We start from the raw sequence: 21,737 nt of genomic DNA on the forward strand, positions 1-21,737 counted from the left end.
AGCCCACCGCGGCGACCCACGCGGTCGGCGAACCGGAGACCGGGCCGTGACGCACTGCCCGCACAACCACCTACGACCGAATCCCGAGGAGAAGCACGTGCACCACCCACGTCGCGGCGAGCGAGTCGTCGCATGACCAAGTTCCTGCTCGCCGTCCACGTGCTGGCGGCGATCATCGCGATCGGGCCGGTGACGGTCGCCGCCAGCATGTTCCCCGCCGCCGTCCGCCGGGCCCAGGCCGAGCCCGGCGACGGGCACCACGTCGCCACCGTGCGGACCCTGCACCGGATCTGCCGGGTCTACGCGGCGGTCGGGGTCGTGGTGCCGGTCTTCGGGCTGGCCACCGCGAGCAGTCTCGGGGTGCTGGGCGACGCGTGGCTGATCGTGTCGATCGTGCTGACCGGGATCGCGGCCGGGGTGCTGGGGCTGCTGGTGCTGCCCCAGCAGGATCGTGTGCTCGCCGATCTCGCACGCACCGAGTCCGCGGGTGTGCGGACCCGTGCCGTGGGCGCGCGGTTGGCGATGCACACGGGTGTGTTCAACCTGCTGTGGGCCACGGTCACCGTGCTGATGATCATCCGGCCCGGCTCGACGACGGGGGTGTGAGGGTGCGACCGCCCTGGCAGCCGCTCCCGGTCGCGGCGGGCGTCGAGCTGATCAGCCTGACCGTCCTGCTGCTCAACCTCGCGACCGTGCACTGGCCCGCCGTGGCGTCGCTCATGGGCCCCACGCACGGCTGCGCCTACCTGTTCGTCGTCATCGCCACCGCCCGCCACCCTCGGCGCACCGGGCGACTGGTCCTCACCGCGCTGGTGCCCGCCATCGGCGGCCTGCTCGTCCTGCGCCACCTCTCCCCCGCGCACGACGCCCAGCCGGGGAGGCGGTGACCGGGCGCCCGCACCCGGCCACCGCGAGGCTCAGCGGAACAGCACCCGGTCGACCACCTCCGCCAGGGTCGCCACCCGGTCGGCGGCCGCCCCCGTGGTGCGCCACGCGACGAAACCGTCCGGACGCACCAGAACCGCGCCGTCCTCGGCGATCCCGTACACCTCGGTGAACCGGCCCGTCACGTCCACCACGTCACGACCGACGTGGTGGCACCGGACCGGCACGCCCGACGCGCGGGCGACCTCGGCCGCCGCCTCGGCCCACCCGGCGCCCGCCGGACCGGCGAACAGCACGGGGACCACGTCCAGCAGGTCCACCGTGGACAGCGGGGTGCCGTCGCGTTCCAGCGGCACGTGCGGCGCGCGGCTCCCCGGTGCGCCCGACGGGTGGTCGGGGTCCTCCAGGGCTCCCGGCACGACGGCGGCCTCGGGCACGAACGCGCCCTCGGGGTAGGTGTGGCCGAACATCATCATCCGCTGCCGCGCCGCGCTCTCGCGGGGGTTGCCGGGTTTGCCGTTCACCAGCTCGTACCGGTCGACGGTCAGCCGCGTGGTCTCCTGGGCCACGGGCAGCCGCTCGGTCTCGTAGGTGTCGAGCAGTCCGGGACCGGCCAGCCCGCCGTGGTGCAGGCCGATCTTCCACGCGAGGTTGAACGCGTCCTGCACGCCCGTGGCCACGCCGAAGGTCCCCACGGGCGGCATGGTGTGCGCCGCGTCGCCCGCGACGAGCACCCGGCCGACCCTCATGCGCCGGGCCGACTGGCCGCGGATCTCCCACGGCGACCCGGAGATCCGGTCGACCACCACCGGCACGTCGACGCCGATGGCGGCCTTGAGCAGCTCGACGCACCGCGCCTCGGTGAACTCGGCCGCGCCCTCCTCGGGGCGCAGCGAGATCGCGAACCGCCAGCGCCGCACACCGTCGATCGAGGTGAGGAACCCGTGCACGGCGGCGTTGCGCAGGGTCAGGGCGACGATCTTGCGGCCTGCCAGCGGTTCGTCGAGGTCGGCCTCGAAGTAGACGTTGATCTTGCGGGCGATCGTGCCGGGCCCGTCGTGCGGGATGCCGAGCATCGCCCGGACCGGGCTGTGCGCGCCGTCCGCGGCGACGAGGTGCTCGGCGACCACCCGGTGCTCGGTGCCGGTGTCGTGGTCGCGCACCGTCACCTCGACCCCGGCGGGCCCGTCGACCACGGCGACGACCTCGGTGTGGTCGCGCACGTCCGCGCCCGCCGCGACGGCGTCGGCGCGGAGCAGCGGTTCCAGCTGGTTCTGGTCGATGGCCGCCCAGCCGCACGGGCTGAGGCCCTCGGTGTCCGGCCCCAGCCGGTTCGGCAGGCGCATCAGCTCCGGTCCGACCAGGGTCTCGGCGTGCGCGACCACGGTGTGCTCGGCCACCGGCGACCGGGTGGCCAGGACCGCCTCCTCCAGGCCCACCATCCGGTACAGCTCGACGGTGCGCGGGTTGAGCGCCCGCGCCCTGGGGTCGGTGGCGGGCACGGCGCGCCGCTCCACCACCAGCGGGGGAACGCCGAACCGGGCCAGGAACACCGCGGCGGACAGGCCGGTCACACCGCCGCCCGCGACCAGGACCGGAACGGTGGCCGGGAAGTGGTCAGTCATGTCGCTCCCAGCGGTAGAACTCGTGTGCCATGGCGTCCTGGGGTCCGCGCCACGTCTCGGGGTCGTACGGCAAGACGTGCGGACGCAGCTCGTCGCTGATCCGGCGGAACTGCGGGTGGTCGTGGTGCTCGGCGACCGCCTGCCCGATCGGCCGCTCCCCCTCGATCAGGTGCAGGTACAGGCCGCCGAACCGGAACAGGCTGCGCCCGCGCACCCCGATCACGGCGGGCAGGTCGGTGGTGCGGTCGGACTCGCCGAACACCTGGGCGATGTCCTCCATGGAATCGGGCGCCATCCGGGCCACGATCAGGGAGCGGTGCACGCGAACTCCTCCACCTTCCGCTTGATCAACGCCATCTGCGTGCGGCTGTTGGCGTTGATGCGCCTGGTCATCGCGGCGTCGTCGACCGGGGCGGTCGGCTTCATCGCGAAGTCCTGCACCCACCGCATCCGCACGCCGCCCTCGACCTCCTCGTAGGTCCACCGGATGTCCATGTGCTCGAACGGACCCGTCTCGACGCGGCGGGCGATGACCGTGCGGGTCGCGGGATCGGCGACGCGCTCGGAGACCCAGCTCCACACCGTGCCGTTGTCGTCGGGGTGCATGGTGAGCCGGAACAGCACCCGGTCGCCGTCGCGCTCCAGCACCTGCGCCGACGCGTACTCGCTGAACAGGTCAGGCCAGCTCTCGACGTCGTTCGTGCGCTCCCACAGCAGGTCCATCGGCGCGTCGACGACGATCTCGTTCTCCGTGTGGCCGGTCACCTCACGCCCTCCCGGTGAGCAGGGACAGCAGTTCGCGCGGCGACTGGTCGGGCGCCACGTCGACCTCGCGGGACATGCCGTGGTTGCGCTGCAACTCGGCCACGACGCCCATCAGGCCGAGGGAGTCGACGCCGAGTTCGTCGAAGCTCTGCTGGGAGAAGCAGACCTGGTCGCCGGTCACCGCGACCCCGGTGCACCGGTTGATCAACGCCGCCAGGTCGGTCGGGGAAAGTGTGGTGTCCATGGTCAGCTGCCTCCTCTGTTGGCTTCCGGACGTTGCAGGACCAGCGCCGAGTTCCCGCCGTACAGGCCTCGCGAGAGGACGAGCGCGGTGCGGAGGTCGGCTTCGCGGGCGGGCCCGGTGACGAGGTCGAGGTCGAACCGGCACTCGTCGACACCGGGGGTGGGCGGGATGACGCCGTGGTCGAGGGCCAGGACCGCCGCCGCCACGTCGAGGGCGGCGGCCCCCGCGTAGCAGCGCCCGTACCCGGTCTTCGGCGCCGTGACGGGCACCCGGTCGGCCGCGGGCCCGAACAGCGACCGCAGCGCCTCGAACTCGGCGCGGTCGGCCAGGGGGTCGCCCAGCGCGTCGAGGAAGACGACGTCGACCTCCGAGACGTCGAGCCCGGCCTCGGCCAGCGCGCACCGAGCCGCCCGCGCCAGCCCTTCGGCGGACCGCTCGAACCGCTGGGGGCCGGTGAAGGTGGCGCCGTACCCGGCGACGACGGCACGGGCCCGCGCGCCCCGGTCGCGCGCCGCGTCGGCGTCCTCCACCACGAGCATCGCGCCTCCCTCGCCCGGCGCGAAACCGGCGGCGCGGGAGGTGAAGGGCAGGTACGCGGTGGCCGGGTCGGTGCCCGTGCTGAGCAGCCCGTTGCCGAGCTGGCAGCAGATCGCGTACGGGCAGAACGGGGCCTCGGTGCCGCCGACCAGCATGGCCGTGGCCCCCCGCCGGAGTTCGGAGCACGCCCCCGCCACGGCGTCCAGCCCGCCCGCCTCGTCGGCGACCAGCACGCCGGACGGGCCGCGCAGGCCGTTGCCGATCGAGATCTGGCCGGTGCAGGCCGCGTAGAACCAGGCGATCGACTGGTACGGGCCGACGTGCTCGGGACCGCTGTGCCACAGCCGTTCGATCTCCCGCTGGCCGAACTCGACCCCGCCCGAGTAGCCCGCGGTGATCACGCCGAACTCGAACGAGGGCACCTCGGCCGGGACGAGGGCGGCCTCCCGCAGCGCCATCGTGGCCGCCGCGAGCGCGAAGTGGGTGAACCGGTCGGTCTGCACCGCGATGCGCCCGTCGACCCACTCCTCCTGCTCGAACCCCCGCACCTCACCGCCGACGACCACCGGGTACGGGTTGGGCTCGAACCGGCTCAGCGTGCCGAGCGCGCGGTGCCCGTCGCGGATCGAGGGCCAGAACCGCTCGACCCCGAGCCCGCCCGGCGCCACCACGCCGAGCCCGGTGACGACGGCCGCCGGGCTCACGACCGCTCCGGGTGGGTGAGCACCACGGCGGACTGGAACCCGCCGAACCCGCTGCCCACCGACAGCACCGCCCGCAGGTCGCACTCCCGCGCGGTGTGCGGCACGTAGTCCAGGTCGCACTCGGGGTCGGGGGTGTCGAGGTTCGCCGTCGGCGGGACGACGCCGTGGGTGAGGGCCAGCACGCACGCCGCCAGTTCGATGGCGCCGATCGCGCCCAGCGAGTGGCCGATCATCGACTTGATGGAGCTGATCGGCACGGTGTGTGCCCGCTGCCCGAGCACCCGCTTGAACGCCGCCGTCTCGTGCCGGTCGTTCTGCCGGGTGCCCGAGCCGTGGGCGTTGACGTAGTCGACGTCGGCGGGCGCCACCCCGGCCTGGTGCAGGGCGAGGCGCGCGGCCTCGGCCATCTCCACGCCCTCGGTGGTCAGCCCGGTCATGTGGTGGGCGTTGCTGCGGGTGGCGAACCCCGGCACCTCGGCCAGCACGAGCGCGCCGCGCCTGCGGGCGTGCTCCCGGTCCTCCAGCACCAGCACGGCCGCGCCCTCGCCGAGCACGAACCCGTCCCGGTCGCGGTCGAACGGGCGCGCGGCGCGCCCGGCGTCGTCGTTGCGCACCGAGGTGGCCCGGATGGCGTCGAAGCAGGCCACCGTGATCGGCGAGATCGGCGACTCGGCCCCGCCCGCGACCACCACGTCGGCCCGGCCCTCCTCGATCAGGCGGGCGCCGTGGCCCACCGCGTCCAGCCCCGCCGTGCAGCCGGTGGACACCGTGCGCACCGGCCCTCGGGCGCCCACGGCGTCGGCCACCTCCGCGGCCAGACCCGCCGGCGACAGGGCGCGGTGCAGGAACCGGGAGGCGAGGCCCGCGTCGACCAGCCACCGCTCACCGGAGCCCGAGGTGGTCACGTAGTCGTGCTCCAGCAGCGTCGTGCCGCCGACCGCGGACCCCATGCTCACCCCGACCCGCCACGGGTCCGCCGCGTCGATCTCGGCCTGGGCCCACGCCTCGCGCGCGGCGACCACGGCGAACTGGACGTAGCGGTCCATCCGGTCGACCTCGGCCGCCACCAGCCCGGCGGCCTCCGGGTCGAAGTCGCACTCCGCCGCGATCCTGGACCGGAAGCCCCGCGCGGGGAACAGGGTGATCGGCCGGGTGGCGGTGCGCCCGGAGGTCATCAGCTCCCAGAAGGCCTTCACCCCGAGGCCTCCCGGTGCGACGACCCCCAGGCCGGTGACGGCCACCCGGCGCGTCACGGCGACCGCTCCGTGTCCACGTGGCCCAGGTCGGGCCGGGGCGCGAGCGGGCTGAGGTGGAACACCAGCCGCGCCGGGACCGCCCCGGTGTTGCGGACCCGGTGCCGCACCCCGATGGGCACCATCAGCGCCTGGTCCACCCCCAGCGGGTGCGGCGCGCCGTCGAGGTCGACCACCACCTCGCCCTCGATCCCGAACAGGAACTCCTCGGAGTACGGGTGGTAGTGCTCGTTGACCTGCTCCCCCGGCTCCAGCGCGACGACGCCGAGGAACCCGCTGGTCGCGCCGACGGTCGCCGGGCCGAGCAGCACCCGGATGTCGCCGCCCCTCGCCCGCATGGCCCCCACGTCCTCCGGGCGGACGATCCGGTGCAGCTGGCTGGTCATGCGACCGGCTCCACGACGCGGTCGGTCACCAGCGTCATCGGCCGTGCCAGCCGGACCAGCCCCGGTGGCGGGGCGGGCCAGTCGGCGGCGCCCTCCACCAGGTGCACGACCAGGTCGCGGCGGCGGAACACGGTGGCGCCGTGCGCGTCCGCCCTGCCCTGCTCGGCGAGCGCCCGCGCCACGTCGGCCCCCGTGCCGGGGGAGGCCCGGTACAGCACCGCGGACCTGGTCGCGTGCCGGGCGGGACCGCCGTGCGCGGCCACGACCCGCATCACCGACGTGGCGAGGAAGCGCCGCCTGCTGTCCTCATCGGACAGATCGCGGTCCTCGACGAGGTGCGGGCGCAGCCGCTCCTCCACCGCGCGGATCTGCGGCTGGCCCGCGAGGTGCCGGATCGCCTCGTGCGGCGGGCAGGTGATGTCGACGACCCGCACCACCGTGGGCCCCACCATGAACACCGAGGTGCGGTCCAGCAGCGGCCTGGCGGACCGGGGACGCCCCGGCGGCGGGCCGCTGTAGCCGCCCAGGATCTCGGCCACCGCGGCCTCGGAACCCGGTCGCACGGCGAACGTCAACGCGTAGCGGTTCACGACTCTCCTCCCACGAGCACCTGGTCGGCGTCCGGGCGGCATCCCGCCTGCGTGGTGAACCGGACGTGGTAGCGCAGCGATTCCCGCGCGGTCACGCACTCCATCAGCGGCGCGGCGAGGGCGCGGTGGTCCGCGCCGGCCTCCCACCGCAGGAAGTGCGCGTGGCTCGCCCACTCGCTGGTGATGACCCAGTCGCGGGGATCGGTGGCCGACTGGCACAGCTGGTCGCCCAGGTAACCGTCCACTTCGGCCACGTCGTGCCGGATTTTGGCGTAGGAGTCCAGGAATCGGGCCTCGGAACCGTCCCGGATCCGCAGCTTGAAGATCACTCGCAGGTGGCGTGGACCTCGCTCGACCCGAGTCGTGCGGTGCTCGTCCATCACTGCCATGGCGCCTCCTCGGTGGTCACGGGAACCAGGGCCGGACATCAGCTCAAGCACCGATGGTCGAGTCGCGGCAGCGGATCCGCAACCGGTGGAGGGCACGACGGCCGTTGTTCACCTGAAGGAGAGACCCTTGGGGCGAGCCGACCCGCGGGCTAGTCCGGGTAGGACGCGATCCGGCACGCCTTCCTGGCGACCGCGTGGGCCACGCCCTCGGCCACGAGGGAGTCGCGGCACGCGCGGGCGTCCGCGGCGGTGCCCGTCTTGGCGACCTTGCACGCCTTGAGCACCGCGGCGGTCGCGGGGTAGCCGTTCTCCATGACGTGGTCGATGCAGATGCCGGGATCCGCGTGCGCGGGGGTGGCGGTGAGCGAGGAGAGCGCTGCGGTGGCGAACACGGCGCTGGTCAGCACGGCGGCGCGCGACAGGGCGCGGAGGACCTCACGAGACATCGGATCGTCCCTTCCTGGACGCGCCGGGCGCGGTGCCGGTCGTCCGGCACGCCCCACCCCCGGCGCCGGTCCAGTGGACTCCCCGCGCCGCCACCGTCGCGCCGTTCCGGGACGTGAATCCTCCGACGGGGACGAAAACCACCCGACCGGGAGATGCTGATCACTGCGCTCCGTGGCGCCCGGATCTCCATCACTCCACAGTGGAGGAGAGATCCGCGGCCGACCGCCGACGCGCGTTCGCGCGCCCCGCGACCGGGGCGCGCGAACGGGTCGAACCGGGTCAGAACCTCAGGTCTCGCAGGTACTTGTAGCCGACCTCGGCCGTCACCAGGGCGTCCGCGGGCTGGTCGTTCTCCACGATGTACTCGTCAACGCGGTGGTGCCAGGTCTCGCGGAAGACGCGGGCGAAGTCGATCGTGCCCTTGCCGAGGTCGGCGAAACCACCGTCCGGCTTGCGGTCCTTCACGTGGTACTGGCGCACGCGCGGGAAGTTCTGCCGGAACACCTCCACCGGGTCGACCCCCGCCGTCACGACCCAGTACAGGTCGACCTCCAGGTGCACGTCCCTGCGCGACGTGCCCTTCGCGATCACGTCGATCGGGCGCCTGCCCTCCAGCACCTGGAACTCGTGCGCGTGGTTGTGGTAGCCCATCTTGAGCCCGGCCTTGCGCAGCACCTTCGACGCCGCGTCCAGGCGCTCGGTGAACGACACCCACTCGGCCAGCGTCGGGTAGTTCACGTACGGCACGTTGACGTAGGTGTTGCGCAGCGCCTTGGCGTCCGCCACCACCTTGTCCAGGTCGCCGTCGATGCCCACGTGCGCGGACGTCGCGGAGAGGCGGTACTTGCGCAGCAGCTTCGCGAACTCCTCCGCGGTGCGGCCGTACGTGCCCGCCAGCTCGACCTTGCGGTAGCCGATGTCGGCCAGCGCCTCCAGCACGGGCGCGGGGTCGTCGCCGATCACGCCGCGCAGCGTGTAGAGCTGGATGCTGATCGACTCGCGGGGCACGCGGCGGCCGTGCCACGCCCCGCCGGTGGCGGACGCGGTACCGGGCAGCGCCGCGGCGGCACCCACGGCCGCGGCCGCGCCGAGGGCGCCGAGAACTGCTCTTCTGGACGGGCTGTGCGTCATGGCGCGCTGTCCTCTCAGGATTCTTCTCGGGTGGAGAACGCGGCGTCGAAGGCCGCGGCGGGCGGGTCGAACACGAGCCCCCTGATGAACTTCACGGCCTCCTCGGCGCCGCGCAGCCGGTCCATCCCGGCGTCCTCCCACTCGACGGAGATGGGCCCGGTGTAGCCGATGGCGTTGAGCGCGCGGAACGACTGCTCCCACGGCACGTCGCCGTGGCCGGTGGACACGAAGTCCCAGCCGCGCCGGGGGTCGGCCCAGGCGAGGTGGGATCCGAGGCGGCCGTTGCGGCCGTCGAACCGCTTCTTCGTGTCCTTGCAGTCGACGTGGTAGATCCGGTCGGCGAAGTCGAGGATGAAGCCGACCGGGTCGAGGTCCTGCCACACGAAGTGCGACGGGTCCCAGTTCAGGCCGAACGCCGGGCGGTTGTCCAGCGCGTCGAGGGTCTTGCGGGTGGTCCAGTAGTCGTAGGCGATCTCGGACGGGTGGACCTCGTGGGCGAAGCGCACGCCGACCTCGTCGAACACGTCGAGGATCGGGTTCCACCGGTTCGCGAAGTCGGTGTAGCCGTCGTCGATGACGGCCTGCGACACCGGCGGGAACATCGCCACGTACTTCCAGATCTTCGACCCGGTGAAGCCGACGACGGTGTCCACGCCCAGCTTCGCCGCCGCGCGCGCGGTGTCGGCGATCTCGGCGGCGGCGCGCTGCCGCACGCCCTCGGGTTCGCCGTCGCCCCAGATGCGGGCGGGCAGGATGTTGCGGTGCCGCTCGTCGATCGGGTCGTCGCACACGGCCTGGCCGACGAGGTGGTTGGAGATCGCGAACACCGCGAGCCCGTGCGACTCCAGCTGCGCGAGCTTCGCGGGGACGTAGTCCGGTTCGGCCAGTGCCCGGTCGACCTCGAAGTGGTCGCCGGAGCAGGCGATCTCCAGCCCGTCGTAGCCCCACCCGGCGGCGAGCTTGCAGACCTCCTCGAACGGCAGGTCGGCCCACTGGCCCGTGAACAGGGTGACGGGTCGGCTCATCACAGCTCTCCTCTCGTGTGCGCCGCGGGTGTCCGCAGCCCCTGCAGTTCCAGCAGGAAGTCCTTGACCTCGGTCGCGGCGATCCGCTCGCGCGGTGCGACGCTCGTGTCCGAGCACAGCAGCACAGGTCCGTCCTCGGCGCTGTCCGGGAGGCGGCCGTGGCTGCCGCGCACGGGGGACGGGTCGAGCGGCACGACGCTCATCGCGTACCGCAGGCCCGCCTTCTTGCGCACGAGGTTCAGCCCGGCCTTGGCCTTCGCGAGCGGGTCGGCGGGGTTGAAGAACAGCTCGGCCGGGTCGTAGCCGGGTTTGCGGTGGATCTCCACGCCGCGCGCGAAGTCCGGCGCGCGGTCGTCGTCGAGCCAGTAGTAGTAGGTGAACCACGCGTCGGGCTCGGCGACGGCGACGAGTTCGCCGGAGCGCTCGTGGTCGAGGCCGAACCCGGCCTGCTCGGCGCGGTCCAGGACGCGGTCCACGCCGGGCAGCGCCTCGACGACGGCCCGCGCGCGCTCCAGGTCGGCGGGGTCGTCGACGTAGACGTGGGCGACCTGGTGGTCCGCGACGGCGAACGCCCGCGACGTCCACGGGTCCAGGTACTCCATGCCCGCCTGGGTGTAGACCTCCAGCAGGCCCTCGGCGCGCAGCGCCCGGTTCACGTCGACCGCGCGGCGGGCCTCGGTGATGCCGTACTCCGACAGGGCCACGACGGTGGCGCCCGCGCCGAGCGCGTCGACCAGCAGCGGCGCGATCTCCGCGTCCACCGCCCGCGCCGCTTCCCGCGCCTGCGGCGAGTTCGGGCCGAAGCGCTGGAGGTCGTAGTCCAGGTGCGGCACGTAGACCAGGAGCAGGTCCGGGCGCTGCTCGACCAGGATCTTGCGTGCGGCGCCGACGATCCAGCGGCTGGACGCGATGGACGCCGTGGGCCCCCAGTACTGGAAGAGCGGGAACTCCCCCAGCGCGGCCACGAGGTCGTCGTGCAGCTCGGGCGGCCGGACGTAGGCGTCGGGCGACTTGCGTCCGTCGGCGTGGTAGATCGGCCGGGGTGTGATCGTCACGTCGGTGGTCGCGCCCATCGCGTACCACCAGCAGACGTTGGCCGCGGTGTAGCCGGGGTGGGCGCGGCGCGCGGTCTCCCACAGCTTCTCCCCGCCCACCAGGCGGTTGTGCTGCCGCCACAGGTGGACCTCGCCGAGGTCGCGGAAGTACCAGCCGTTGCCGACGACCCCGTGCTCCGCCGGGGTGAGGCCGGTGAGGAACGTGGACTGGGCGCTGCACGTGACGGCGGGCAGCACGGTGCCCAGCTCCGCCCGCCACCCCAGGCGCGCGAGGTTCGGCATGTGGGGCAGCAGCGCCGGGGTCATCCCGACGACGTCGATCACGACGAGCGGCTTCACGGGCGGGCTCCTTCCTCGACGGCCAGGTCCCGAGGCGCGCTCTGCTCCGGGACCGCGGTGTCCAGCACCCCCAGGTGTTCGCGCGCCCAGCGCAGCTCGGCGGCGATGCCGCGCACCAGCCCGGTGTCGTCCTGGCCGACGGCGCCGGGCAGCACGCTCCACGTGTAGGTCTCGACCTCCACGTGCGGCAGCGGGCCGTGCGCGGCGAGCGCCCCCACGGCGTCGCGCAGCACCTCGGTGGTCGCCGACAGCGGCGCGGCGGGCCGCGCGTGCAGCGGGACGTGGAAGTGCACGCGCCACGGGTCGCGGCCGGGCAGCTCGTGGTGGGCCTGCGGCAGGTCGTCGGAGGCGAGCACCACTCCCCCGCTCAGCTCGCGGACCTGGTGCAGGTAGCGGGGTTCGGTGAACGCGGCCAGCGCGCGGCGGCCCTCGGGCGTGCCGGGGGCGGTGACCTCCAGCGCCGCCGACGCCTGCACCTTGACCACGCGCAGACCGGCGGCGTGGACCTCGGCGACGGCGGCGGCCGGGTCGGCGAAGGACACCGCGAGGTGGCAGGTGTCCAGGCAGATCCCGACGTGGTCGGGGTCGACCCGCCCGGCGAGCCGGGTCACCGCGTCGTGCACGGTGTCCAGGACGCAGCCGGGTTCGGGTTCGACGGCCAGCGCGATCGGCTTGCCGGTCCACGCGGCCTGCGCGCGCAGCACCCGCGCCAGGTCGTCGAGGGCGGCGAACGCGGCGGAGTCGTCGTCGGGCGTCCACGGGGTGCGCCAGCCCAGCGGCAGCGTGGAGATGGAGCCGCTCGCGGCGGCGTCGGGCAGCAGGTCGGCCAGCACGGTGGCGCAGTCGGTGGTGTAGCGCAGCCGCTCCGGGTCGGTCCAGCGCGGCCGGTACACCGAGTGCTTCACCACGGCGTCGTGGAAACCGCCGTAGGGGAAGGCGTTGAGGGTGCGGACCTCCAGGCCGCGCGCGTCGAGCTCGGCGCGCAGCCGCCGCCGGGACGCCTCGTCCTCGGCGAGGCCGCGGGCGACGTCGGCGGACAGCCACAGGCCGAGGCCGAGGTGGTCGGTGCCGAGCAGGCGGCGCACGGGCAGGGCGAAGCGGTCGAGCTGGGCCAGCACGCCGCGCAGGTCCTCGGCGGGGTGGACGTTGGTGCAGTAGGACAGGTCCATCACCGGTCACCGCCGCCGCGCAGCACGGAGTTGCCGGAGAACGTGTCCGGCGCGGCGCTGAAGCCGGGCAGGTCGTCGAGCAGCAGGCGTCCGCTCTGGCCGTAGAACTCGACCGGGTTGCGCCACAGCACGGTGTCCACGTCGGACTCGCTGAAGCCCGCCTCCAGCATCGCCAGGCCGGTCTTGTGCGTCTTGAGCGGGTCGGAGCGGCCCCAGTCGGCCGCGGAGTTCACCAGCACCCGCGCGGTGCCGTACTCCTTGAGGATCGCGACCATCCGGTGCTCGTCCATCTTGGTGTCCGGGTAGATGGAGAAGCCCATCCACGCGCCGGAGTCGGCGACCGCGCGCACGGTCGTCTCGTTCAGGTGGTCCACGGCGACCCGCTCCACCGGGAGGCCGGACTCCTTGACCAGGTCGAGGGTGCGGCGCGTGCCCGCGGCCTTGTCGCGGTGCGGGGTGTGCACCAGCGCGGGCAGCTCGTGCTCGACCGCGAGCTGGAGCTGGCGGGCGAACGCCTCGTCCTCCTCCGGCGTCATCGAGTCGAAGCCGATCTCGCCGACCGCGACGACGCCGTCCTTCTCCAGGTAGCGCGGCAGCACGTCCAGCACGGCCGTGCAGCGGGGGTCGTTGGCCTCCTTGGGGTTCAGCGCGATCGTGCAGTGGTGGCGGATGCCGAACTGGGCGGCGCGGAAGCGCTCCCAGCCGATGAGCGCGTCGAAGTAGTCGGTGAACGAGCCGACCGACGTGCGGGGCTGGCCCAGCCAGAACGCCGGTTCGACCAGCGCGCGCACCCCGGCGGCGTGCATGGCCTCGTAGTCGTCGGTCGTGCGGGACGTCATGTGGACGTGCGGGTCGAAGATGCGCACCCTCACTCACCCTTCCCGAGCAGTCGTGCGGCGTCGGCGGGCACGTCGCGGCCCGCGGCGGTGCGTTCGGCGGCGTAGTCGGCGACCATGCGCAGCAGCTCGTCGTCGGTGCGCCGCTCCAGCCCCGCCACCGCGGCCAGCGGCACGCCGGTGAACAGGCACTTGAGGACGCCGTGCCGCCACCCGTGGTCGTCGAGGTGGTCGGCGGCGAAAGGGCCGAGCGCGGCGGCGACGAGCCGGACGTCGTTGGTGCGCAACGCGTCGCGGACGATCTCCAGGCCCGCCGCGGGCGCCCGGTCGCCGACCAGGGCGAGGCCGCGCAGCACGCCGCGCCTCTCCGCGTCGTCGCCGTGCCGGTAGAGCGCGAGCAGTTCGGCGGACAGGGCGTCGTCGTCCAGGACGGTCGCGAGCGCGCCGAGGAGTTCGGCGCGGGCGGCGTCGTCGACGCCGCCGTGCACCAGTCCCCGCGGATCGTCGTCCGGCCGGGCTAGGTCGCGGCCGACCCGGCGGCCCACGGCCGGGAACAGCCTGCCCACCGCGGCGGGGTCGCGGCGCACCGCGCGCTGGGCGTCGGCGAGCCACGGGTGCCGGGGCTTCGCGGGCTCGTCCGGCATGGCCGCCGTGAGCGCCTCCAGCGCCCGGCGGGCCACGTCCGGGGCGGCGTGGCCGTGCCGCGGCAGTTCGACGGCCGCGACGCCGACGTAGCCGACCGCGGCCAGCGCGGCGAGGGTGCCGCGCAGGTCCAGGTCGCCCTCGCCGAACTCCAGGTGCTCGTGCACGCCGGGGAGCATGTCGTCGAGCTGCACGTTGACCAGCAGCGAACCCGCGCGGCGCACGCACGTGGCGGCGTCGTCGGGTTCCACGGCCACGCAGTGCCCCACGTCGAGCGTGACGCCGAACAGCGGCGGCGAGCCCAGTTCCTCGCGCAGCCGCAGCGCCTGGGTGAGGTGCTGCACGAACATCCCCGGCTCGGGTTCGAGGCCGAGGGTGACGCCCAGCGGTTCGGCGCCCTCCAGGACGGCGGCGACACCGGAGCGCATCCGCGCCCACGCCTGCTCCGCGGGCACGTCGTCCGGCTTGATGCCGGACCAGAACGACACGCAGTCGGCGTTCAGCTCCGCGGCGACGCGCACCGCCCGGAGCAGGAAGTCGACCCGGACCTCCTGCGACTCGCTGACCAGCGTCGGGTGGTGCTTGCGCCGCGGGTCGAGCAGGAACCGGGCGCCGGTCTCCACGACGCAGCGCAGACCCAGCCGGTCGAGCTTCGCGGCGACCTGGGAGACCCGCGCGGGCAGGTCGTCGGCGAACGGGTCGAGGTGGTGGTGGTCCAGGGTCAGCGCAACGGACGTGTACCCGAGGTCGGCGATGACGTCGAGCGCGTCGTCGAGGCGGTGGTTGGCGAAGCCGTTGGTGCCGTAGCCGAGGTGGAAGGTCATGTCGGGCTCACCCTCCGGCTCAGCAGGCGGGCCAGCGGCAGCGCCAGCGCGACGGCGGCGGCGCCCGCGACCGACCCGGCCCGCGCGGCGAGAGCCGACTGGAGCGGGACCATGCCGTGGATGCCCGCCTTGGTCGCGGTCCGCACGGACGCCGCGTCGGGCGTCCTCACGGCGTTGAGCTGGGCTCGGCCGACGGTGGCGGCGTAGCCCGCCGCGGCGGCGAGCCCGGCGAGGCGGTGCCGCCAGGACGCCGACGGTCCGGCGACGGCGGCCAGGGCGCTGAGCGCCGTGCCGCCGAGGACCGCGCGGGCCACCGGGGCCGACGTGCCGTGCACCTCGCCGCGCGACAGCGCCGTCACGCCGAGGGTGTGCCCGGCCACGGCCGCCGCGGCGGGCAGCGCGCCCCTCGCCCCGGCGGCACCGGCGCCGAGCAGGACGTCCAGCGCCCGGCAGGCGGCCATGCCGACCGGGCCGGCCGGGGTCGACTTCAGCACGGTGTCGTAGGACCAGACGGCCAGCGCGAGCGGCACGGCGACGCGCAGCGAGTCCCGGCCGCCCGCCCACGCCGCGATCCCGAGACCGGTGGCGCTGAGCCCGGCGGCGACGGCGAGCGCGCGGTTCGGCGAGATCCGGCCCGACGGCACCGGCCGCTCCGGGCGTTCCACGGCGTCGAGGTCGCGGTCGGCCCAGTCGTTGAGCGCCATGCCGGACCAGTACAGCGCCACCGACGCGAGCGGCAGCAGCGCGCGACGGCCGCGCAGCGGGTTCCCGGACGCCGCCGCCCCGGCGACCGCGTCCCCCAGGACGGTGAGCGCGGCGGGCGCGCGCACGAGTTCGACGTAGGCCCTCACGCGCCGTGCCTCCCCAGCTCGCGGGCCCACGCGTGGAGTTCGCGGGTCTGCTCGGCGAAGCGGTGCTCGTCGTGGCCGAGCGGGTCCTTGAAGAAGAACGCCAGCGCTCCCAGCGCACCCGACTGGCCGTCCGCGTGCGCGGCGGCCACGAGGCGGGCCAGGTCGAGCACGAGCGGCGCGGCCAGCGAGGAGTCCAGGCCGGTCCAGGTGAACTGGAGGCTCATCCGCGCGCCGAGGAAGCCCTCGAACGACACGTGGTCCCACGCGGTCTTCTGCTCCCCCAGGTCGGGGACGTTGTCGATGTGCAGCGGCGAGGTCACGGGCTCGCCGAGCAGCGCGGCCAGGCCGCGGGCCTTGGTCTCCAGCTTGCTGGCGGCGTGCTCGGCGTCCTCCAGGGTCGCCCCGTCGCCGCCGCCGAGCAGGTTGGTGCCCGACCAGGAGCGCACGCGCAGGCCCCGCGCGGTGAACATCGGCGCGAGGACGGTGCGCAGCAGCGTCTCGCCGGTCTTGCCGTCGCGGCCCGCGTAGGGCAGGCCGAGGTCCACGGCGAGCTGGTGCAGCGCGGGCAGCGCGACGCCCGCGGACGGGGTGAAGTCGACGAACGGGCAGCCCGCGCGCAGCGCCGCGTACGCGGCCAGCGAGCTGGGCGGCAGGACGGCGCGCTCCGGGTCGGCCAGCGCGGCCTCCAGCAGCGCGAGGTCGTCGTGCTCGGGCAGGTGCGGCACGGGCGGTTCGGTGGAGGACACGTTGACCACGACGACGCGCGCCAGGTCGTGCCGCTCCCGGAACGACACCAGGTCCGCGGTGAGGCGCTCGGCCGCGTCGGCCTGCGCGCCGCGGTGGGTGGCCGGGTGGTAGCCCTCGCGGACCTCCGCGTCGGTCGCGCGCAGGCCGTCGGCCAGCGACGGCAGCAGGTGGTGCGGCAGCACGCCCGCGTGGGCGAGCTGCTCGGCGCGCTTCTCCAGGGACGTCGTCACCACGTCGTGGCCGCCGACGACCAGGTCGTCCCACGACGGCAGGTCGACCTCCGCCAGTTCCGGTCTCGCGGTGACGCACCCGGTGGGCGGCGCGAGTCCGGCCCGCAGCGCGAGCAGCCCGCTCACGGCGGTGGTCGCCACCGATCCGCGTGCCCCGATCAGCCACAGCCCGGTCCGCTGGTCCGTCATCACGACCGCCCTTCTCGCAGGGGAAAGCTGGGTGGTGCCGGGTCGGGCGGGCGCGGGTCACCGCGCCCGCCCGACCCGTGTGGGAACTACTCCCGGCGCAGCGGCGCCGGAGCGCCGTCGAGCTGGGCGATCACCGCGTCGGTGTCGCGGACGAGCACGGCGCGCACGCCCGCGTCCGGGACACCGGCGGCCAGGGTGCGGAACGCCTTCAGCTCCTTGACCGCCTTGGCGTCCTTGCCCTCCGCCTCCAACTTGCGCGCCTTGGCCAGCTGCTTGGTCAGCTGGTCGTAGGACGCCTTCGAGAGCCGGTTGGTCGCCTTGAACCGGTCGAGGAGCTGGGACACGTCCCGCAGCGACGTGCTGACCGCGAACGGCACCGTCCTGGTGGTGGCGTTGCCCGCGACGTCGGTCGCGACGACCTTCAGCTCGTGCACGCCGAGCGCCAGCTCGTGCAGCGGCAGCGCCGTGCCCGAGGTCAGCGCCCGCTGGCCGACGGTCGCGGAGACCGCGCGGACGCCGGAGGTGGCGTCACCGGCCTCCCACGACACGACCACGTCGGTCGCGTCGCCGTAGACCCGGCCGTTCGCCACGCCCGCGACGAGCAGCGTGGGTGCCGTGCCGTCGATCTCGATCGTCGCCGCGCGGTCGACCTCGGTGTTGCCCGCGGTGTCGACCGACCGGTGCAGCAGGGTGTGGGTGCCGTCGCCGGACACCGCCACCGGCCGCAGGTAGGCCGTCCACGGCCCGCCGTCGAGGCTCCACTCGGTGCGGGCCACCCCGGAGGCCGGGTCGGCCGCGGTCAGGACCACGGACACGGCTCCGCTGTGCCAGCCGCTCTCGCCGGGTGCGGCGAAGGTGGCGGTGGTGACCGGGGCGGTGCCGTCGATCTTGACGTCCAGCGCCTTGACCTGCTCGACGTTGCCCGAGGTGTCGGTGGAGCGGTACTCCACCCGGTGGGCGCCGTCGCCGGTCACGACGATCGGCTCGGTGTAGGCGGTCCAGTCACCGCCGTCGAGCCGGTACTCGGTGCGCGCGACACCACCCGCGTCGGTGGCCGCCAGCTCCACCGACACCGGGGCCGCCGTGTACCAACCCGACTCGCCGGGAGCGGTGCTGGTGCTGGCGGTGGTCTCCGGCGCCACCACGTCGAGGTCCTTGACGCGCACGTTGCGGAACCGCACGTCGTCGGAGTCGCCGTGGTTCTGGAGGCCGATGTAGCCGCGGGTGAGGTCGCGGGCGGGGTCGGTGCTGGTGTAGTCGTTGATCAGCACCCCGTTCAGCAGCACCTGGATGCGCTGGCCGGTGACCACGATCTCGTAGGCGTTCCACTGGCCCGCGGGCTTGAGCGCCGCGTCGCGCGCCGCGATGTCGGCCGCCTTGAAGGTGTAGATCGCACCGGTCGTGCGGTCCACGGCGTCGGTCGGGTCGATCTGGATCTCGTAGCCCTGGTTCACCGCGACCCACGGGTCGTTGCCGGGATCGGGGAACCCGATGAAGACACCGGAGTTGTCGTCACCGGCGAGCTTCCAGTCGAGCTTGAGGCTGTAGGAGCCCAGCTCGGCCTCGTGCCACAGCAGACCCATGCCGCCCTCGGAGCGGATGGAGCAGTCGGGCTGGTGCGCGAAGCGACCCGGACCCGCCTGGTTCCACGACTCCAGGCTGGCGGCCGTGCCGTCGTAGAGGCTGCGGTAGCCCTCCTCGGGCGCGACCGGCGTGCACGAGGCGGCCTGGTCCGTGCTGAAGGTGAACGAGTCCACGTCGAACAGCGAACCCGCGCCGCCCTTGAACACGAAGTACATCTCGTGCGTGCCACCGGGGTCGGTGATCGGGGTCGGGTCGAGGTCGACGTAGTTGTCCCAGCCGCCGGTGTTGGCCACGTACACCGACTGCACCAGCGGGCCGTCCGGCGCGTCGAGCCGGACCTCCAGCGTGCCGCCGGAGCCGCCCGACGAGACGCGGTAGCCGATCCCGGTCACCCCGACGAGGTTCACCGGGTTGAACTTGATCCAGTCGCCGTTCTCGATCTCGCCGACCCTCTTCTTGCCCTCGGCGGTGTCGCGTTCCAGCGCCCGCGCGCCCTGCGCGCCGGTGTAGAACTCGGCCTGCTTGTGCTTGGGCTGGAGCACGGCCTCGTCGGACCCGGTCAGCGCCGGGGCGCCCGGCGCGCCGTTGTCGGTGTAGGTCGCGTTGATGACGCCGAAGACGTTGGCGTCCGCGCCGTGGCCGCCGTCGGCCGGGGTCGGGATGCTGCCCTCGCAGCCGGTGGCCCGGCTGAGGGGGTGGCCGTGGCTGTCGTGGCCGAGGATGTACTCCACGACCACCTTGGAGCAGTCGATCGGCTGGTCCTCGGGGTCGGTGACCGTCACGGAGAACGGCACCTGGTCGCCGAAGCTGAACACCGAGCCGTCGAGCGGGGCGTTGAGCGTGACCACCGGGGCGGTGTTGCCGACGTTGATCACGACGGTGGCCGCGCCGGTGAGGCCGGTCGGGTCGGTCACCGACAGCTTCGCGTTGTACCGGCCGACGGTGGTGTAGGTGTGGCTCACCGGTCCGGCCTGCGTGGAGTCGGTGGTGCCGTCACCGTCGAAGTCCCACGCCCAGTTCAGCTCGGGCCCGTCCTCGTCGGTGGTGCCGGTCGGGTCGAAGTTCACCGTCAGCGGCGCCGGGCCCGACGTCTTGTCGGCCGCCAGCTTCGCCACGGGCGTGTGGTTGCCCTGCGTGTAGTCGATCCGGTAGACCGCCGAGTCCGGCGCGCCGCCGAAGTAGCCGCTGCCGTAGTCCAGGACGTAGAGCGAGCCGTCCGGCCCGAACTCCAGGTTCATCGGCCTGGTCAGGGTCATCGAGTCGAAGAACGGGGTGATCGCGCCGCGTTCACCGTTCGGGCCGACGTCGATGGTCTTGATCCAGCCGCGGTCCCACTCGTAGGCGAAGTTCTTGCCGTCGAAGAACTCCGGGAACTTCGTCACGAAGTCCAGGTCCGGGTCGTAGTCGTAGGTCGGCCCGCCCATGGGGGACTCGCCGCCGGTGCCGAACTCGGGCACGGACCCGCCGTCGTAGGGGATCCACGCCGCCTTGGCGGGCGGCAGGTCCACCAGACCGGTGTTGTGCGGGCTGTCGTTGCGCGGCGCCGCGCAGTCGAACTTCTCCCCCGAGGTGCCGGTGGCGAAGTCGTAGTCGTTGTACGCCAGGTTGTCGCCGACGCACAGCGGCCAGCCGTAGTTGCCCGGCTCCTTGATCAGGTTGAACTCGACGGTGCCGCCCGGACCGCGGTTCGGGTTGGCCGACCCGGCGTCGGGACCGTAGTCGCCGAGGTGGATCCAGCCGGTCTTCTTGTCCACGGCGAACCGGAACGGGTTGCGGAAGCCCATCGCGTAGATCTCGGGACGGGTCTTGTCGGTGCCCGGCGCGAACAGGTTGCCCGCGGGGACGGTGTACGAGCCGTCGGCGGCGACCTTGATGCGCACGATCTTGCCGCGCAGGTCGTTGGTGTTGGCCGAGGAGCGGCGGGCGTCGAACGCCGGGTTGCGGTCGGCGCGCTCGTCGATCGGCGAGTAGCCGTCCGAGGCGAACGGGTTGGTGTCGTCGCCCGTGGACAGCAGCAGGTTGCCCTGGGCGTCGAAGTCGATCTCACCGCCCGCGTGGCAGCACAGACCCCGGTCGGCGGGGACCTGGATGATCTTCTGCTCGCTCGCGAGGTTCAGCGTGCCGTCGTCCGACAGCGTGAACCGGGAGAGCTGGTTGTAGCCCTTGAAGCGCGCGAAGTCCGCCGCGGTGCCGTTCTCCGGCGCGTCACCGGCCGGGGTGTCCAGCGGTGGCGCGTAGTAGAGGTAGACCCACTTGTTCGTGGCGAAGTCCGCGTCGACGGCGATGCCCTGGAGACCGTCCTCGTCGTGGTTGTAGACGGGGATCTGCCCGGCGAGCGACGTCGTCGCCTCCGGGGTGGTCAGCCACACGCGACCGTCGCGGGAGGTGTGCAGCACCCGGCGGTCGGGCAGGACGGCGAGCGCGATCGGCTCACCGGTCTTCTCCTCGCCCAGCGCCAGGGTGATCTGGTCGAAGTCCGCGTCGGTCGGCGGCTCGTTCGGCGTCGTGCCGCCCGGCTCGCAGTCGCCCGCCGCGGAACCCGCCGCGTACTTGATGCCGCCCAGCAGGTGCTGCCGGAACGCCGCGTCCGCGTAGGACTCCTTGGTGTGGCCCATGCCGGTGTACCAGGAGCGGCCCTCGCCCTGCGGGTGGCACCACACGATCGGGTGATCACCGGACGGGTCGGTCGGCGTGTAGCTGGTCTCGTCCAGCGCGGCGAGCACGTGCACGTCGTCGCGCGGGTTGCTCTGGTAGCTGTACCACTCGTCGGTGCGCGTCCACTTGTCCGGCAGGTGCGACGTGGAGCCGTGGTCGTGGTCCTCGACGAGCACGTCGGCTTCCTGGATGGCCGGGTGGGACTTGAAGTAGGAGCCCACCAGCTCGCCGTACCAGGGCCAGGAGTACTCGGTGTCCGCGGCGGCGTGGACGCCCGCGTAGCCGCCACCGTCCTGGATGAACCGCTCGAACGCGCCCTGCTGCTCGTCGTTCAGCACGTCACCGGTCGTCGACAGCCACACGACGGCGTCGAACCGGTCGAGGTTGGCGTCGGTGAACGCGCCCGCGTCCTCCGTGGCCTCCACGGAGAACTGGTTGGCAGCCCCGAGCGCCTGGATGGCGGCGATCCCGTCCGGGATGGAGTCGTGCCGGAAGCCCGCGGTCTTGGAGAACACCAGGACGTGTTCACCGTCCGGGTGGGCCGCGGCGGGCGCGGCGATGCCGACGAGACCGGCCCCCACGCCGGTCAGCAGGGCCAGGGCGGCGGCGCCGAGGCGCTTCGCCGGTGCACGTAG

General features: G+C 73.6%; 21 protein-coding genes. 2 read left to right on the forward strand and 19 right to left on the reverse strand.

Annotation, left to right across the window (positions count from 1 at the left end; all coding sequences use genetic code 11):
- Window positions 1–132: 132 nt before the first annotated feature.
- Together AC156L_RS10855 and AC156L_RS10860 are read left to right on the forward strand one after the other, a co-directional pair.
- A complete protein-coding gene (locus AC156L_RS10855) occupies window positions 133–606 on the forward strand; it encodes a DUF2269 family protein (RefSeq protein WP_330874380.1) in 474 nt (157 codons plus the stop codon).
- Between the two features lie 2 nt (window positions 607–608).
- Complete coding sequence (locus AC156L_RS10860; protein ID WP_330874381.1) at window positions 609–887, forward strand: DUF3817 domain-containing protein; 279 nt, start codon at window positions 609–611, stop codon at window positions 885–887.
- Window positions 888–917: 30 nt separating this feature from the next.
- Here AC156L_RS10860 and AC156L_RS10865 read toward each other — a convergent pair whose 3' ends face one another.
- The 19 genes from AC156L_RS10865 to AC156L_RS10955 form a co-directional block, all read right to left on the reverse strand.
- Complete coding sequence (locus AC156L_RS10865; RefSeq protein WP_330874382.1) at window positions 918–2,510, reverse strand: FAD-dependent monooxygenase; 1,593 nt, start codon at window positions 2,508–2,510, stop codon at window positions 918–920.
- Window positions 2,503–2,832 carry a TcmI family type II polyketide cyclase gene (locus AC156L_RS10870; protein ID WP_330874383.1) on the reverse strand — a complete coding sequence of 110 codons (330 nt, stop codon included), beginning with the start codon at window positions 2,830–2,832 and terminating at the stop codon, window positions 2,503–2,505. Before AC156L_RS10870 ends, AC156L_RS10865 begins: the two co-directional genes overlap by 8 nt.
- Entirely contained in the window at window positions 2,817–3,275 is a 459-nt protein-coding gene (locus AC156L_RS10875; protein WP_330874384.1) for an SRPBCC family protein, read from the reverse strand. Before AC156L_RS10875 ends, AC156L_RS10870 begins: the two co-directional genes overlap by 16 nt.
- A gap of 1 nt (window position 3,276) precedes the next feature.
- Window positions 3,277–3,519 carry an acyl carrier protein gene (locus tag AC156L_RS10880; protein WP_330874385.1) on the reverse strand — a complete coding sequence of 81 codons (243 nt, stop codon included), beginning with the start codon at window positions 3,517–3,519 and terminating at the stop codon, window positions 3,277–3,279.
- 2 nt (window positions 3,520–3,521) lie between these two features.
- Entirely contained in the window at window positions 3,522–4,760 is a 1,239-nt protein-coding gene (locus AC156L_RS10885; RefSeq protein ID WP_330874386.1) for a beta-ketoacyl synthase N-terminal-like domain-containing protein, read from the reverse strand.
- Window positions 4,757–6,013: a beta-ketoacyl-[acyl-carrier-protein] synthase family protein gene (locus AC156L_RS10890; protein ID WP_330874387.1), complete on the reverse strand. Its 1,257-nt coding sequence runs from the start codon at window positions 6,011–6,013 to the stop codon at window positions 4,757–4,759. Before AC156L_RS10890 ends, AC156L_RS10885 begins: the two co-directional genes overlap by 4 nt.
- On the reverse strand, window positions 6,010–6,399 hold the full coding sequence (locus tag AC156L_RS10895; protein WP_330874388.1) for a cupin domain-containing protein: 390 nt from the start codon (window positions 6,397–6,399) through the stop codon (window positions 6,010–6,012). Before AC156L_RS10895 ends, AC156L_RS10890 begins: the two co-directional genes overlap by 4 nt.
- Window positions 6,396–6,989, reverse strand: coding sequence for a SchA/CurD-like domain-containing protein (locus AC156L_RS10900; RefSeq protein ID WP_330874389.1), 594 nt, complete (start codon window positions 6,987–6,989; stop codon window positions 6,396–6,398). The genes AC156L_RS10895 and AC156L_RS10900 overlap by 4 nt, the downstream gene beginning before the upstream one ends.
- Window positions 6,986–7,378, reverse strand: a complete 393-nt coding sequence (locus AC156L_RS10905) for an antibiotic biosynthesis monooxygenase family protein (protein ID WP_330874390.1) — start codon at window positions 7,376–7,378, stop codon at window positions 6,986–6,988. The genes AC156L_RS10900 and AC156L_RS10905 overlap by 4 nt, the downstream gene beginning before the upstream one ends.
- Before the next feature lie 149 nt (window positions 7,379–7,527).
- Complete coding sequence (locus tag AC156L_RS10910; protein WP_330874391.1) at window positions 7,528–7,824, reverse strand: hypothetical protein; 297 nt, start codon at window positions 7,822–7,824, stop codon at window positions 7,528–7,530.
- Between the two features lie 280 nt (window positions 7,825–8,104).
- Window positions 8,105–8,956 carry a sugar phosphate isomerase/epimerase family protein gene (locus AC156L_RS10915; RefSeq protein WP_330874392.1) on the reverse strand — a complete coding sequence of 284 codons (852 nt, stop codon included), beginning with the start codon at window positions 8,954–8,956 and terminating at the stop codon, window positions 8,105–8,107.
- 14 nt (window positions 8,957–8,970) lie between these two features.
- Complete coding sequence (locus AC156L_RS10920; protein ID WP_330874393.1) at window positions 8,971–9,981, reverse strand: sugar phosphate isomerase/epimerase family protein; 1,011 nt, start codon at window positions 9,979–9,981, stop codon at window positions 8,971–8,973.
- Window positions 9,981–11,375: an alkaline phosphatase family protein gene (locus AC156L_RS10925; RefSeq protein WP_330874394.1), complete on the reverse strand. Its 1,395-nt coding sequence runs from the start codon at window positions 11,373–11,375 to the stop codon at window positions 9,981–9,983. Before AC156L_RS10925 ends, AC156L_RS10920 begins: the two co-directional genes overlap by 1 nt.
- Window positions 11,372–12,544, reverse strand: coding sequence for a metabolite traffic protein EboE (eboE, locus tag AC156L_RS10930; protein WP_330874395.1), 1,173 nt, complete (start codon window positions 12,542–12,544; stop codon window positions 11,372–11,374). Before eboE ends, AC156L_RS10925 begins: the two co-directional genes overlap by 4 nt.
- Window positions 12,544–13,410 (reverse strand): TatD family hydrolase, encoded by an 867-nt coding sequence (locus tag AC156L_RS10935; protein WP_330874396.1) that lies wholly within the window; start codon window positions 13,408–13,410, stop codon window positions 12,544–12,546. The genes eboE and AC156L_RS10935 overlap by 1 nt, the downstream gene beginning before the upstream one ends.
- A gap of 2 nt (window positions 13,411–13,412) precedes the next feature.
- Entirely contained in the window at window positions 13,413–14,846 is a 1,434-nt protein-coding gene (locus tag AC156L_RS10940; RefSeq protein WP_330874397.1) for an EboA domain-containing protein, read from the reverse strand.
- Window positions 14,843–15,697 carry an SCO3242 family prenyltransferase gene (locus AC156L_RS10945; RefSeq protein ID WP_330874398.1) on the reverse strand — a complete coding sequence of 285 codons (855 nt, stop codon included), beginning with the start codon at window positions 15,695–15,697 and terminating at the stop codon, window positions 14,843–14,845. The genes AC156L_RS10940 and AC156L_RS10945 overlap by 4 nt, the downstream gene beginning before the upstream one ends.
- On the reverse strand, window positions 15,694–16,863 hold the full coding sequence (locus AC156L_RS10950) for an inositol-3-phosphate synthase (RefSeq protein WP_330874399.1): 1,170 nt from the start codon (window positions 16,861–16,863) through the stop codon (window positions 15,694–15,696). The genes AC156L_RS10945 and AC156L_RS10950 overlap by 4 nt, the downstream gene beginning before the upstream one ends.
- An 86-nt stretch (window positions 16,864–16,949) precedes the next feature.
- Window positions 16,950–21,701 (reverse strand): ThuA domain-containing protein, encoded by a 4,752-nt coding sequence (locus AC156L_RS10955; RefSeq protein WP_414719807.1) that lies wholly within the window; start codon window positions 21,699–21,701, stop codon window positions 16,950–16,952.
- Window positions 21,702–21,737: the final 36 nt, after the last annotated feature.

The sequence above is a fragment of the Umezawaea sp. genome (assembly GCF_057122925.1).

Coding starts and splice junctions, on each gene's coding strand:
- eboE (WP_330874395.1), bottom strand. CDS start 12,544: ATGGACCTGTCCTACTGCACCAACGTCCACCCCGCCGAGGACCTGCGC.
- AC156L_RS10910 (WP_330874391.1), bottom strand. CDS start 7,824: ATGTCTCGTGAGGTCCTCCGCGCCCTGTCGCGCGCCGCCGTGCTGACC.
- AC156L_RS10950 (WP_330874399.1), bottom strand. CDS start 16,863: ATGACGGACCAGCGGACCGGGCTGTGGCTGATCGGGGCACGCGGATCG.
- AC156L_RS10880 (WP_330874385.1), bottom strand. CDS start 3,519: ATGGACACCACACTTTCCCCGACCGACCTGGCGGCGTTGATCAACCGG.
- AC156L_RS10920 (WP_330874393.1), bottom strand. CDS start 9,981: ATGAGCCGACCCGTCACCCTGTTCACGGGCCAGTGGGCCGACCTGCCG.
- AC156L_RS10905 (WP_330874390.1), bottom strand. CDS start 7,378: ATGGCAGTGATGGACGAGCACCGCACGACTCGGGTCGAGCGAGGTCCA.
- AC156L_RS10895 (WP_330874388.1), bottom strand. CDS start 6,399: ATGACCAGCCAGCTGCACCGGATCGTCCGCCCGGAGGACGTGGGGGCC.
- AC156L_RS10915 (WP_330874392.1), bottom strand. CDS start 8,956: ATGACGCACAGCCCGTCCAGAAGAGCAGTTCTCGGCGCCCTCGGCGCG.
- AC156L_RS10865 (WP_330874382.1), bottom strand. CDS start 2,510: ATGACTGACCACTTCCCGGCCACCGTTCCGGTCCTGGTCGCGGGCGGC.
- AC156L_RS10940 (WP_330874397.1), bottom strand. CDS start 14,846: ATGACCTTCCACCTCGGCTACGGCACCAACGGCTTCGCCAACCACCGC.
- AC156L_RS10855 (WP_330874380.1), top strand. CDS start 133: ATGACCAAGTTCCTGCTCGCCGTCCACGTGCTGGCGGCGATCATCGCG.